This is a genomic window from Methanosarcina sp. UBA411, assembly GCF_002495725.1.
Lineage (GTDB): Archaea > Halobacteriota > Methanosarcinia > Methanosarcinales > Methanosarcinaceae > Methanosarcina.
In genome coordinates this window covers 33,171-46,745 of record NZ_DAGK01000003.1, presented here as the reverse complement: position 1 = coordinate 46,745, position 13,575 = coordinate 33,171, and the positions used below count along the sequence as shown (strand labels likewise).

The window sequence follows — 13,575 nt, the reverse complement described above, 5'->3', positions numbered from 1 at the left end:
TTCTGAACCATTTTCCTAATCAGAACTTTTTACAGAAAAAATGGATTGTATTTACCTTCTTCAGGGAGTCACTGATATTTTTCAAGTTTTGCTCTTTCTTGCAAAGTTAAAAAGATGTAGTGTTGAGCTTTTAAAGCGCGAATCAGGATTTTGAGGTTGTTAAGGGCTTTTTCTCCAGTATTGAACCTACAATCCAGGCGTATGGGCGTGTTTGACATATCCACGAATTCCCAGGGATGAACAAATATAACCGGAGACTCCCAGTGCTTGATTAGCGGGATGAAAAGTCCTGGAGGCAGCCTTATAAATGAAGACGTAATCGTCGCAGGAATCCTTATTATTTTGCTTTTTACTTTGCTCCGGAGAAACGGAGGCTTATATGATGCAATAGAGGAATCGTACAGGAAATTTTCTTCTTCCAGAAGTCCGAGGTAACTTTTTGGGAACTGGAGATTTGGAGCCCTGAAAGAGACCAGTTTCCTTTCAAACTGCCTCAGAACTTTTCCAGCCTGTTTAAGAGCAAGCCTTGCTTCTTCCTTTTCCATCCTGTCAAAACGTGCATGGGTATATCCATGACATCCAAGCTCGTGTCCTTCTCCCGGAATTCTGTCTATAAGATCAGGATACTGCTCAGCCATCATTCCGGTAACAAAAAAGGTTGCTCTTATCCCTTCTTTTTTGAAAAGGTCTAGTAACTCAGGCAACCCTTCTTCCATTCCTCTCGTACTTGTAAGCATGGGAGGACAATCTTCTTCCACATCAACGGTTATTGTGATATTTTTCATAAATAACACTTGTATATACTCTGCTTGTCTGTTCACAGATCCGGTTCCAGTCATAATTTGAAATCCCGCTTAAAGCCTCCCTGGCAAAGGAGGCTCGCTGGGCTGGGTTTTCTATCAAATTTTCTAGGAAGGAGGAAAATTCGGTAAGGTTGTTTGCAAGGTAACCGTTTACTCCGTTCTTGATGATATCCGAAACCCCACTATTATTCATTGCGACAACAGGAACTTTTCTTGACATTGCTTCCAGAATTGAAATTCCAAAAGCCTCATTACTCGAGGGAAGGGCAAAAATATCAGCCTGATCCAGATACCCCAGCACTTTTTCCCTGGATACTTCCCCTGTAAAATAGAAATTCCCGGATAAACCTGCTTCCTCTACAGTACTCTCCAGCATTTCCCTGAGTGGGCCGTCTCCTATCATTACAAATAGCAAATTTTTATGCTTTTCCAGAAGAGAAGGGGCGAGAGCTACAATGTTTTGAACACCCTTTTTTTTTGTCATACGCGCAACTGTGGCGATCACGAGTTTTCCTTCAGTATTATTAGGAAGGGGGACTTTGACGATTTTATCTTCAGAATCAACTCCATTGAAAATCCGGTAAATAGGTTTTTCTGTCATTAGTTTTGAATCTCTTTCAACTGCCGAGCTGACAGCAATTATAGCGTCAGTATTTTTTAGAAGCAATCTGCCTGCAAGATAAAGGAAAGAATGATATGGCGTATTTCCCACAAGGGAATGATTAGTAACAACTACAGGAATTCTAAGCTTTCTGGATGCAAGAAGAGCTCCCATGCTGAGTGGAGAATCCAGCCCATGAGGGTTGACAATCTCATAATTCCCATTCTTCAAAAGACTGAAGAGTTCTTTGTATGCACTGGGCATGAGAAATCGACTCTGCCCTGGTAAAGGTCTACCTTTGACCCTTATCACTGATACCCCATCTCTTATACTGTATTCAGGGACGCCCGGATAGCTCCTTGTAATGACATTTACCTCATATCCATACGTGCTCAGAGTTTTAGCAAGGGTGTGCATGGAATACTCGATTCCTCCTACCTTTGGAAAATACCAGTCACTGATCAGTGCGATTTTATATTTTTCCATATTTTAAACCCTCCATAATAAAACAGGCACAGGAATCCAATCACGCTGCTGAGCCCAAAGGAAATAAAACGCTCAAGAAAGACGAAGCTACTTGCTGAGGCGAGTGATAATCCTAAGTAGCGAAGGACAGAGATCAGACCGCCTTCCACTATTCCAAGTCCTCCAGGGGTTATTGGCAGGCTTCCAAGCAGCAGATATAAAATAGAGGCTGTTGCAATCAAGTATAGAGAAAGAGGAAGATTTAGAGCTAAAGCAATCAGCTTGAGACGTATTATGTCAAGAATCCAGACTCCAGAGGATAAAAGAAGAACAGAAACAAACGATTTGCGAAGTTGTCTCCAATTTTCATAAATACTCTCGAGAAGTGAAGATAACTTTTTTCGGAAAATCCATATTATGACTCCTACTACGAGGAAGACTAAAAGCAGCAAATAGGTTGAGCTTAAATTAAAACTAGTTTTTACGGGCAAGAATTTGATATCTAGCGAAGGGAATGAATATAGAACATAAATTAATAGCATGGTAATAGGTATTGCTTCAACCAACCTTTCAAAGAGAATTGACACGAAAGCATTAGTATAACTTATTCCAAACTGCTTATTAACCCAAATTATACGTAGTGGTTCGCCTCCTGCCCTGCTTGCCGGAGTTAAATTATTTGCGAATATCCCTCCGAAAATAACGGGAACAAGATCTGTAGGTTTAAGATCATAGCCTAGACAGGAGAGAACCTGCTGCCAGCGGACAGCGAATAAGTATACACTCAGAAGGTAGGCTAAGAATGCCAGAATGAAATAACTTATTTTGGTTTTGCTAAGAATTTTCAAGCTTTCTCTCAGAACAGGTACAATATCTGCCCAGTAAATACTAATCAGAAATACTCCTGCTGTGAGCAGTAAGAGGGCTAGTATTGCTTTCTTTAAGATTCCCTTGTCCAAAAATACACCTTCAAGGAGTTCAGAATGAAATCTTATTGTGTATGATTTTTCATTATTAAAATCTGCCTTGATGAGACTTTACCTATATGAGACCTATTTACATTCTTTATCTGGCAGTTTTCCTGATCAGAAAAAGAATACTTTTTAAGCGTTCTCTTATGTACTCGATGCTATAACTCATCAAAGATATCTCTCCTCTTCTACCGTAATCCCCATTCTATTTTTAGGCTCTTTTTATATAATACCTGTTATTATGCTGTTTCTTTGACATTAAGCTCTGATTTGAGTTCCTTATTAAGTCCAATCACTCCTCATATACTTCCCCAGATATTTTCCTTTCTTTTTATTGAACTCCTTTTTGCTTACATATGTCCTGCTGCTGAACCCATAGAGTGTTATATTCTATCCTGACAAAATGTATTAAGGGTCTGGTTAGGGCGTGAATCTCTCATTTTTATATTGAGGGGTAGGCGTATATGCTATACAGAAAGCTTGGTCAAACGAAGAAAAGTGTCTCAATACTTGGGTTCGATACCATGAGGCTTCCTACACTTGAAGGAGACAACTCAAAAGCCGACAAGGAAAAAGCTGCATATATAATTCGCTACGCCATAGATCGCGGTGTCAACTATACGTTATTTAAATGAGCAACTTGAAAGGCTCAGGAGAGATTATATAGATTTTAATCTGCTTCACGCGCTAAACAGTGACTTCTGGACCCTTGTAATTATGTAAGGAACCTTCAAATTCCTTAAATCCTCTATTGAAGATGGGAGAATAAAACATATAGGCTTTTCTTTCCATGATAATCTGGCTATTTAATGAAACCGCTGACTCTTATCCATAGAGTATGTGTCAAATCCAGTACAATTTTATGGATGAAAACTTCCAAGCAGGAAAGGCTTCAAAATGTACGGAGTGCGGGCAATGTGAAGAAAATGCCCTCAGCAAACTCCTATCTGGGAAATATTAAAAAATATTGTAAATGTTTTCGAGAAATAAACCGTTACTTATTTTTCCTGATTATTCAACTTTACACTGACTGATTTCACTTCATGAATAAATAGTAAATCCCCCACTACCGTACATCTATTTTATATTTCTCTATGTTTTTGCGTAGGTGGTAATTTTTTAGGTTTTTATTGGGTTTCTTAACACGGATTCTTATTGTGAGTTTCTTCAACTTTTTGGACAATATATCTTTTTTACTTTACTACAACAGTAGATTTTGCTTCTGGGACTCCTTCTAGACTAAATGTGTAAGTTCCTGAATCTTTAAATGTATATGAAAATGCTTTTCCGTAGTTAAGAGTTTGTTTTTCCCACAAACCATCCTCACTCTGAAGCACTGAGGGTCCCTTTGGCTTTTTGTAATTTACCCACGAAATAGTCACTACCTTTTCTATCTTTATGAGATTTGGAGTAAACGTTGTCTCTTCCTAAAGCTCATCGGCACTTACAAGCACTAATGATCCTTTTGGCTTCTTAAAATTAGTCCAGGTAACACTTTTCCTGAGTGTATCTCAATTTCCTCGGGCGAAAATGCATTGAAAATAACTACCCTGTTAGCAGGGGTATCAGCACTTTTTACAACTATTGTTGTCTCTTTTGCCGTTGCAAAATCCGTCTACATAGCAAGAAGTGACACTATTAGCAGGGCAAAGATTATAGGTTTATTGCGGGTTATCGTCTTAAAACCTCCAGGTTTCCAGCTTTGTATCAAACTCCTTTTTAGAATTCCCACTCTACACTTTGATTTTTGTTTCATATAGCCAAAATTTTATTTATTCATGAAGCCTTTCTCATCTCTGAGCTTATTTGAGCTAAACTTCATTTGAGAGGAGAAAAGACTCCTCTCTTCATTTTTAACCGGATCGGATCTCACCTGATAATCAGGCTGTAAACACAACATCAACCTTTTCGACATCCCACAAAGACCCCAGTTTTTCCATAATATCCTCTTTTATCGCTGGAGCAAACTGATGGTTTGCAGGCAGGTCTACAACCACTCTCACAACCCCGTCCTCGATACTCGTTTTAAGGATTAGATTCGTGCGAATTATATCAAGGCCGGTCAGAGGGTTCATGACATGCTTTAGTCTTTTCTTAATAACTTCCTCGGTTGTAGGCTCTTTCTCGGTTACAAGCCCGTGTTTTTCCTCATAATCCTTGATTGCGGCTCGCAGACCCTCAACTGCAAGTACTGAGCAGTGGGCTTTGATTGGAGGAAGCCCTCCAAGTTCCTCCGAAGCCTGTTTCCATGTTATTTTCTTTGCTTCGTCGAGAGTTTTTCCACGTGCAAGATCTGTTATAATCGACGCGGTAGCAATATTTGATGCACAGCCGTAAGATTCGAATTTTATATCTTCAATAACCTTAGTATCAGGATTTACTTTAATGTAAACCGCTACCATATCTCCGCAAGCCGGGCTTCCTTCAAGGCCTTTTCCGTCAGGATTTTCGATCTGCCCAACATTGTGTGGGTTCTTGAAATGTTCCAGCACTTTTTGACTGTAAGGAAACTTCATTGTCTCACTCTCTCTTTCTCTCTAATTTTTATTCCTAATCGTCTAGAATGCCTAAATCGTCTAAAATGCCTATAGTCTGCTTCCCCTTGTGCGCTTTCTTTCCATCGATTTCCACTCATTTTCTTGCAAGGGGGCTTATTTCCCTGAGTCTTGCTACGATCTCACTCATTGCTTCGATTGCTGCATCAGCGTCTTCCATATGGTTATAGCGCCCGAAGGTAAAACGCACAGAACCGTGTGCTCTCTCGTGATCTCCTCCTATACCCCTGATTACATGGCTGGCTTCAAGGGAGCGGCTAAAACAGGCCGAGCCCGTGCTTACTGCAAAACCCCTCATATCCATATGCAAAGTTATGGATTCGCCTTCTACGTAGTGGAAAGTCAGATTTGCATTTTGAGGCAGGCGTTTTTCCCAGCTTCCGTTGAGGGTAACTTCCGGAATCTCGGAAAGGGATTTTTCAATTACGCGATCTCTCATCGCTTTTAGCCTTCTGTTTTCCTCTTCGGTTACAAGTTCTATAGCCTTTGCAAAACCGACGGCTGATGGAATATCTTCTACCCCTGCCCTGAGGTTAAACTCCTGAAAACCTCCATCCATGAACTTAGTTATCGGAGTGTCCTTCCTGATGTAAAGAGCACCTATTCCTCTTGGGCCGTGGATGGTATGGGCGGACATAGTTATCAGGTCTACGGGCAGTTCCTTTACATTGAGAGGGAGCCGGGTAAAACTATGAGTGGCATCTGTGTGCAGAAGAACATCTTTTTCTTCACATACTTCTGAGATAGCATTCAAATCCTGCACTGTCCCTATTTCCTGGTTTCCCTGTTGAATTGAGACAAGAGCCGTCTCCTTTGTAATAATGTTTTTAAGCTCTTCAAGATCTACAAATCCTTCCGAGTCAACATCAAGGAAAGTCACAGCAAAGCCCTGTCTTTCGAGGGCTTTTGCAGTATTTAGCACAGGAAAATCTTCGATTTTCGAGACAATAACATGCTTTCCTTTCTTTTCTTTAAGAGCCAGTGTTACTCCTTTCAGCGCGGTGTTGCTTGACTCAGTGGATCCTGAAGTGAAGATAATCTCTTCCGAATTTGCATCAAGCTTTGAAGCTATATTTTCGCGGGACCTTTCAAGTGCTTCTTTTGCATCTATACCCATAGAATAGCCAAATTCTGATGTTGCTACTGCATAGATATCAAAAAAATAGGGTTTCATTGCTTCAAGTACCCGCTCATCCAACCGGGTGCATGCGGCATTGTCAAGATATGTTACATTCTCAAATATTTTTTCTCCCTCCCCATTTGAAATAATTAAGTTTGAATTTTTCAGTTAAATCTCAGGTTCTCCAGTAAGTTTCAAGGTTTTCAATCCAATAAATTCTTTGGGTAGTAATTTCCTGAATAGTAATATTAGCTGACTACATCTAAACCAGGTCAAATTATGGAAAAATCTACATTCTCGTGACAATTTAAACCCTAAAATCAAGGCTAAATGAGATCCTAAATTTCTTTAAGCCTCAGATAAAGAGAGTTACATTAGCGTTCCTTGCTTCCTGAATATACGAACCCACAGCTCCCCATTCATCTATCCAATCCGTTCGAAGATCTTCTTTACTTAATCCCATGATCTCCATTGTCATCTCGCAGGCGATTATTTTTCCACCAAGTTCCTTGAAATCATTCATCAGTCTTTCAAGTGAAGCAACATTGGCTCTGTCCATTCTTCGTTTGATCATCTGCCTGCCAAGCCCCAGCATATTCATTTTGGAAAGTGGCCCCTTATCAAGTTCTCCTTTCTTCAAGCGCATCAGCCCCCAGAAGGTAAAGTATATGGAGGCTTCCATACCCATTGCTAAGGCTCCGTTAGCAATTATAAGTGCGCTGTATACCTTATCCATATCGCCACTGTGCAGGATAATGACCGTCTTTTCTCCCATTTTCATTCCTCTTCCGGCTTATCTTTGGATCTTTATCTCCCACTCTTTACCTCCTTCTTTATCTTCAATACCCAACACTTTGAGCCCCATCGCTTCACATGCCATAGGAATTTCCTTTCTTGACGCCGGATGTGTCCCTTTAACAATAACAAGATCCCCTGGAGAGGCTTTCTTTAAGGCCTTTCTGCACTCTACCAGCGGAATCGGGCAGGTTTGCCCCCTAACATCAATTTCCATTTCTGCCATTATTCTTATCCCCAAAGTAAGAGAGACAGAAGAAGTTGACAACAGTTCTTCCTGTCATCTTTCCCCAAATTCGTTATATTCCAAAAAATATATTATCGTTTCTTATTGAAAACTCTATCTGAGAAGTTCTATATGGAAATTCCTTTTCTTATCCTGAATCGTCTTTCTTTTCAGAGCGCTCTCCTGATTTTTTCTGCGATTTCTTTCAGATTGGTAGTATCAGGCTCAGTCCATACTATTGATTTTATTCCTCTCCCGCCGTCTCCTTTTTTCCTAGGAATTACGTGTACATGTACATGGGGAACCTCTTGTCCGGCAACTTTTCCATTATTGATTCCAATATTTGATCCCTCTGCCGAAAATGCCTTCTCGATTGCAGCTGTAATCTTCCTTACAGCCTCAAAAAGCGAAGCAATACTTTCCGCATCCATATCCGTAAACCTGATGAAGTGCTTTTTAGGAGCCACTAGAGTATGCCCTTCACTCGCTGGAAAAACATCTAAAAATGCAAAAACGGCATCATCTTCATAGATCTTTTCTGAAGGAATTTTCCCCGCTATTATCTTGCAAAAAAGGCAATCTTCCATCATAACCATATCCCCTTAGAGTTTTAGGGAATACACTTATATCAGGGTTCTGTTTTTTTCGTAACCCATAACTTCCTGTTTCTCTCGTAACTCCTAACTATAATAATAAATTATTAATGTGTTGGCGTTCTTTATTTTATTAAATTGGGAGCTTTAGCCTTTTTTAGCTCAGCTCATTATCTTCATTATAATTCAACCCTTTTGAGCGGAACGAAAAGGGCACCATTCTCTAGAGAGGAAACTCGGGTAGTTAAAAGGGTATCGTGCTCCCAACTAAATTCGGGAAGTGAAATCCCCATGATCGGTTATGTTGCAGGTGCGCTTACAACTGTAGCTTTTGCTCCACAGCTTCTAAGAGCTTTGACTACTAAGTCTACAAAAGACGTGTCTCTTATGATGTTGCTTTGCTCTACTTCAGGTATGCTTCTCTGGATGTTTCACGGTATCATAGTAAAAGATCCAGCTCTGATCGTTGCAAACAGTATTTCTTTCGTGCTTGCCTTCTTCCTTCTGGGGTTGAAGCTTAAAAATGACTATTCGAGTTTTGTTCTTAATTTCGGTAGTAAGCATAAAAATCCGGAAAGTACTAATTCTTCCTTTAAAAATGAATTACTTAAATATCTAAAATAAATTAGCTAAATACCTTTAATAAATTATTTAATTATTCAACTATATATTTATGAATAATTAAATCAATGTTATTATAATAACTATGATTTGTGCTTACTTTTATTGGGGGTGGAAATAATAGCTAGAGTTTTGGGTGGCTCACTGATAGGTATGGTATGCACTTTTATTTTCTATTTTATTCCATTCGTGAATTCCATAGCTCCCTTACTGGGCGGCCTTTTAGGAGGCTATTACGCAGACGGAGGCTCTGGAGGAGGGCTTAAGACCGGAGTTCTGATGACCGTTTTCATGATTATTCCGGGTTTTCTTCTAGGGGGATTTTTTGGATCGTTACTCAGAGACGCTCCTATTCTTGGTGGATTCGTCGCTGCCTCTGCATTTATAATTACTATGGTCATTGTAGCTCATACCGCTGTGATAGGTATAATTGGCTCGGTAATTGGGGCTGTTCTGGCTGAAAAAGGGGCAGTTTGACGGTAACTTTACTCTAATTAGAAGTTAGAAAAGTAATCTGTCTCTAAAAATAGTACTTAATAAAAAATAAATTCTGAAGAAAAAGTTTTTCAAATCTTTTTCCTCATTACAAAGTATTCTACAAGAATCAAGAACAGGGGCAAAGAGATTGCCATAAGTATTTTGGCCTTTCCCATTGGGTTTTTGATTTTGCTACTCTTTTCTGAGCTTACATTGTGGACATCCGTTTTTGCTTCATCATCCAAGTTTGTCAGAACTCCTTCTTCTTCTTGCCCACTGGTTTCAGATACGTTTTTGTCATCTGTATATTTGGTTATTGCAAAGCAGGAAAAGCCAGGTGTTTCTGATTTAAAATAAACATAATTCGTATCTTCTTTTACTTTTTCGGTATCCAGAGGCTGCCAGCCTTCATTGTACCATTGAAGAGTTATCTGTGACTGCTTAATATTATTTTCTTCAAGCCAGTCCTTTTCGACTTTGAATTCTATAACTCCATTTTCAAAATAATCGGCAACTCCTGCTCCATGATTTCCTACCCAGATATTCACATACTTATATATCTTCCCTGGAGGGACTTCTAAGACAAAAACAGATTTATCTTTAAGCATTTCTACAGTTGTCGTTGTCTTCTTTAATGTCTTTATTGGATCAAATGCGATATATGCAATGCATGTGGCATTTTCCAGAAAATCAAACTTGACGTGATAACCACTTAGAACGTTTTTGGTGGAAAGCTCCTTAGCATCTACATTGCTTGCTGGTTCTTTAGAGACGATTGCTCCTCCTGAACCACCGCTGGAGGAACTGGATTTTCCACCTCCTGAACTGCTGCTGGAGGACTCGGAACTTTCGTTTCCTCCATCACTGCTTGAAACCATCTCTTCATATACGGTTTCTGTTTTTTTGAGTTCATTATTGGTTTCATCACTTTCGGAGACGGCATTTCCGGGATCTATGACGGTTTTTATTTCTATTTGCCCTTGATTTCCAGGAGTCCAGAAAAAAGTGCCTACTCCAGACTCCCCTGCTGCAAGGGCTGGTACTGATGTAACCCCCTTATAATCTTCATTGTTTCCCTTGATATAATAATTAATTTCACTACTTCCAGCCGCTGCATAACCGTCATTCTTCACTGTTACAGTAAATGTTATATTCTCCCCTGGATGCGGCTCTTCAGGACTCATAGAAATCGACTCTATTTTTAGGTCCGGAAGCTCATTTTTTATGTTTATTACTTTTGACATTTCGTTATTTTCTTCATTACTTTCGTTAACAGTATTCCCTGAATCTGCAACCACGAGTACATTTATGTTTTCTTCATTTCCAGGGGTAAAAGGAAATCCTGCACTTGTACTTGACCCTGCTGAAAGTTCAGGGATAGAAATTTCACCTTCTGAAGTTCCGTTAAAACTGTATTTTGCAGTACTACTACTGGCGGTTGCCGTTCCCCCATTCTTTATTTTCACAGTAAAGTTAAAAGGTTTTCCGGCTTCAGGTTGTGTTGATGACTCTGGATATAAGTCTTCAATTATCAGATCCGGAAGAGGATCCTCTGTGGGCTCCCCTATAGTTTCTACAGTAATTTCCTTCTCACTATTCTCTACGTTTTCTAAAGCTGCCTTTATTGTTACAGTTTCTTCCTTGTCAGAAGTTGTCCATTTGTGAGAAATTGATTGTTCGGACCCAGCCTCTATTTCAGACACTGCTTCTTTTTTTTCGTCTCCGTTTATTGTGAATATTATGTTCGTTGGCTCTGAGACTTCAGTTCCCTCATTCTTAACCGATGCACTAACGGTTACCTCGCTATTAGTCTTTGGATTTTCAGGGTTAATGGATAGGCTTTTTATTGTGAGGCTCGAAGATTTCTCTTTCGCCACTACCACTTGAATCGTTTTTTCGCTATCTCCAACTTTTGCTTTTATGTTTACTGTGCCTTCTTTATCTGGAGTCCACTTAAATGAGATTGACGAGCTAGCTTCCGGATCTATTTTATCTACTTTTTCCGTTTTGGGATCTAGTTCTCCGATTTCGTACGTTAATTCTGTTGGCTCCGAGGCTACAGTTCCCACATTCTTAACCAATGCATTAACGGTTACTTCGCTATTAGGTTTCGGATTTTCTGGATCAATGGAAAGGCTTTCTATTATTAGATTTGCAGACTTTTCTTTCCCCACTACCACTTGAATCGTTCTCTCGCTATCTTCCAACGTTGCCTTTATATCTACTGTACCCTCTTTTTTCGGAGTCCAAGTAAATGAGACTATTAAGCTGTCTTTTGGCTTTATCTCCTGTATTGGTATATTTTTCAGATCTTCGTCTCCTATTTTGCACACTGCTTCTGTTGGCTCTGAGACTTCAGTTCCCTGGTTTGTTACTTTTATTGCAACATTTACGGGTTCTCCTAATTCTGGATTCCCTGGATCACATGAAATATCCTCAATTATCAGATCACTAGTAGAATCGCCGGGATCCGTTCCCTCTTCATCTACAGCAAATGCCATGCCTGGGATCATCCCAGAAATTATTAACGTTATAACTAATACAGAAATTACAGAACTAAAAAAATTGACTTTCATTTTTATAGGCCTCCACCCTACATCCGTAAACCGAAATTCCCGGTACGTCTGTACAGGTCCTGAAAATTTTTGCTCCACACAAAATCCTTGTTGTCTAAAATTTTTATGTCTTTGTCGAAAGGTCTCAAGTCTCTTGATTTATATTTTTCCTAAAATTGTTTTATAAGTATAAAAAATTTAATCTATCATATTCTTTCTATATTAAAGTTTATTCTCCAGATGCAAGACTTTATTATTCCACTCCCTACGGTAGTTCTCTATAATTAGATTTCTATTTTTTATTCAGAATTTTTCATTTATGCTCTTCATCTTCGAGATTAGGTCATCATATTTTTATATAAATATATAAATTTTTATATGAATATGTAAATTTTTATACCAATATTTCTATTTTTGAGACATTTCTGTCTAATTTTTAAACAAAAATCCCGAAATGCTAAATATTGCAATGTAAAATTGATAAAGAAATAGTAAAAAGAGAATTATATTATCAAAATTTAAAATTTTATCTAACTCTTAAAATAGTACTTAAATTTCAAAAAATAAAATTCAGGAAAATTTTAGACAATGAAATATTTTTTGTCTTTGGTCTGAGTTCTGCTATCGACACCAAGTATCCCTGCAATCTCGATACCTTCACTTCCAACCTCTGCAAGTTGAGTGTAGATTTCAGATCTTGTTATGTACTTTTCAGTCCGTGTGCCATCAGCTTCTTCCATTTTAATGGTTATCTCTTCTTTATTATGTCCTTTTGCCAGGCACTCCTGAACGATTACTCCATACTGCTCGGCAATCACTTTCAGGCAGTCGAAGATCTGATTCGTGGAAATGGCATCCTCTTCATCAAGGAGGACTTTTGAAAGGGTATAAGTGCGAATATTTGCCCTGAAATAGGCCTGAACTTTTTCAGGAATTTTTTCCAGGCTTCCCATATCAACAAAAGCCCCAAGCTCTTTATCAGCGGTGATTTCTTTGTCGTCTTCATATACAAAATACCTGTGATCACCGCCTTCTATCCTGAATTTTCGGTTTGCTTTTTTGTTTTCCATACCTATGCGTACGTTTTTCTGAGTATCATATTCCAGGAAAGTTACAATGAATTCGGAAAGGTTCTGCATTTTTATTTTTTCTTCTTTTCGCAGGATGCCTGCCCGCGTCCACCCTGGCAGTATTAAGCCTCCAAGCAGTTTTTCTACTGTCAGGTTTTCTTCTGTAAAACCAAGCTTGTAATGGTACTGCAAACCCGAAACCCAGCCTTCCATCTCTCCTGAAATGTCGTTTGTACTGCTTGAAAGTTCAAATCTCTTTTCAGCTCCGTAAACCCCTGAGATTAAAAAACTGCTAAGAACCTCAAGTATTTTTTCTTCAAATTTTCTATATTTATCAGGAGTCTCATTTTCTATCTTTGTGCACTCGGCTTTGAGGATTTCTCTTCTTTTCCCTATATTCTCACTGCAGTTTTGCAGGACAGCGTTAGTACAGGGTATGACATCCTCTATATCAACTTCATTTACCAATTTTCTGAGTAAAGTCTCAAGTTTCTCTTCAAAATTATTCATTCCTTTTATTCTACTCTTCAATTCATGAAGAGTTTCTTTCTGCTTGCACTTTATCTCTATTATGGAATTTTCCAGAGGGATTACTCGAGAAGTTATATCTAAAAAAGTTTTCAGATCCTCAATGAAATCCCGCTGTATAGGCAGTTCCGTAGAGTCCTGGTAAATGTATTTCATAAAAGCACCCTGAATAGCTAAGCAACCCTTAAAATATTC

The 13,575-nt window shown here is 38.9% G+C and carries 14 protein-coding genes; 3 read left to right on the top strand and 11 right to left on the bottom strand.

What is annotated here, in order from left to right; translation table 11 throughout:
- Positions 1 to 68: 68 nt before the first annotated feature.
- The 3 genes from BP861_RS01320 to BP861_RS01310 are packed head-to-tail and all read right to left on the bottom strand — an operon-like array spanning position 69 to position 2,828.
- Positions 69 to 785, bottom strand: a complete 717-nt coding sequence (locus tag BP861_RS01320; protein WP_292371797.1) for a polysaccharide deacetylase family protein — start codon at positions 783 to 785, stop codon at positions 69 to 71.
- Positions 760 to 1,890, bottom strand: a complete 1,131-nt coding sequence (locus BP861_RS01315) for a glycosyltransferase family 4 protein (RefSeq protein WP_292371795.1) — start codon at positions 1,888 to 1,890, stop codon at positions 760 to 762. Before BP861_RS01315 ends, BP861_RS01320 begins: the two co-directional genes overlap by 26 nt.
- Positions 1,866 to 2,828, bottom strand: a complete 963-nt coding sequence (locus BP861_RS01310) for a lysylphosphatidylglycerol synthase transmembrane domain-containing protein (protein ID WP_292371793.1) — start codon at positions 2,826 to 2,828, stop codon at positions 1,866 to 1,868. Before BP861_RS01310 ends, BP861_RS01315 begins: the two co-directional genes overlap by 25 nt.
- Before the next feature lie 476 nt (positions 2,829 to 3,304).
- Between BP861_RS01310 and BP861_RS01305 the strand changes: the two genes are divergently transcribed.
- Positions 3,305 to 3,475, top strand: a complete 171-nt coding sequence (locus tag BP861_RS01305) for a hypothetical protein (protein ID WP_292371791.1) — start codon at positions 3,305 to 3,307, stop codon at positions 3,473 to 3,475.
- A gap of 558 nt (positions 3,476 to 4,033) precedes the next feature.
- Here BP861_RS01305 and BP861_RS01300 read toward each other — a convergent pair.
- The 6 genes from BP861_RS01300 to BP861_RS01275 form a co-directional block, all read right to left on the bottom strand.
- Positions 4,034 to 4,177 carry a hypothetical protein gene (locus tag BP861_RS01300; RefSeq protein ID WP_292371789.1) on the bottom strand — a complete coding sequence of 48 codons (144 nt, stop codon included), beginning with the start codon at positions 4,175 to 4,177 and terminating at the stop codon, positions 4,034 to 4,036.
- Positions 4,178 to 4,720: 543 nt separating this feature from the next.
- The gene (locus BP861_RS01295; RefSeq protein WP_292371787.1) at positions 4,721 to 5,356 is read right to left on the bottom strand and encodes an iron-sulfur cluster assembly scaffold protein; all 636 of its coding nucleotides are present in this window, start codon (positions 5,354 to 5,356) and stop codon (positions 4,721 to 4,723) included.
- A 115-nt stretch (positions 5,357 to 5,471) separates the two neighbouring features.
- Complete coding sequence (locus BP861_RS01290; protein WP_292372066.1) at positions 5,472 to 6,638, bottom strand: cysteine desulfurase family protein; 1,167 nt, start codon at positions 6,636 to 6,638, stop codon at positions 5,472 to 5,474.
- A gap of 232 nt (positions 6,639 to 6,870) precedes the next feature.
- Entirely contained in the window at positions 6,871 to 7,290 is a 420-nt protein-coding gene (locus BP861_RS01285; protein WP_292371785.1) for a DsrE/DsrF/DrsH-like family protein, read from the bottom strand.
- Positions 7,291 to 7,308: 18 nt separating this feature from the next.
- Positions 7,309 to 7,536, bottom strand: a complete 228-nt coding sequence (locus tag BP861_RS01280) for a sulfurtransferase TusA family protein (RefSeq protein WP_292371783.1) — start codon at positions 7,534 to 7,536, stop codon at positions 7,309 to 7,311.
- A gap of 170 nt (positions 7,537 to 7,706) precedes the next feature.
- Positions 7,707 to 8,126 carry an HIT family protein gene (locus BP861_RS01275; protein ID WP_292371781.1) on the bottom strand — a complete coding sequence of 140 codons (420 nt, stop codon included), beginning with the start codon at positions 8,124 to 8,126 and terminating at the stop codon, positions 7,707 to 7,709.
- Between the two features lie 294 nt (positions 8,127 to 8,420).
- Between BP861_RS01275 and BP861_RS01270 the strand changes: the two genes are divergently transcribed.
- Positions 8,421 to 8,753 (top strand): SemiSWEET family sugar transporter, encoded by a 333-nt coding sequence (locus BP861_RS01270; protein WP_292371779.1) that lies wholly within the window; start codon positions 8,421 to 8,423, stop codon positions 8,751 to 8,753.
- A 150-nt stretch (positions 8,754 to 8,903) separates the two neighbouring features.
- Positions 8,904 to 9,227 (top strand): DUF5518 domain-containing protein, encoded by a 324-nt coding sequence (locus BP861_RS01265; protein ID WP_292371777.1) that lies wholly within the window; start codon positions 8,904 to 8,906, stop codon positions 9,225 to 9,227.
- A gap of 89 nt (positions 9,228 to 9,316) precedes the next feature.
- On the opposite strand, the gene BP861_RS01260 is transcribed toward BP861_RS01265, so the two are convergent.
- Both BP861_RS01260 and BP861_RS01255 read right to left on the bottom strand, forming a co-directional pair.
- Positions 9,317 to 11,728 carry a CARDB domain-containing protein gene (locus BP861_RS01260; RefSeq protein ID WP_292371775.1) on the bottom strand — a complete coding sequence of 804 codons (2,412 nt, stop codon included), beginning with the start codon at positions 11,726 to 11,728 and terminating at the stop codon, positions 9,317 to 9,319.
- 635 nt (positions 11,729 to 12,363) lie between these two features.
- On the bottom strand, positions 12,364 to 13,536 hold the full coding sequence (locus BP861_RS01255; RefSeq protein ID WP_292371773.1) for a chromosome segregation ATPase: 1,173 nt from the start codon (positions 13,534 to 13,536) through the stop codon (positions 12,364 to 12,366).
- Positions 13,537 to 13,575 lie beyond the last annotated feature (39 nt).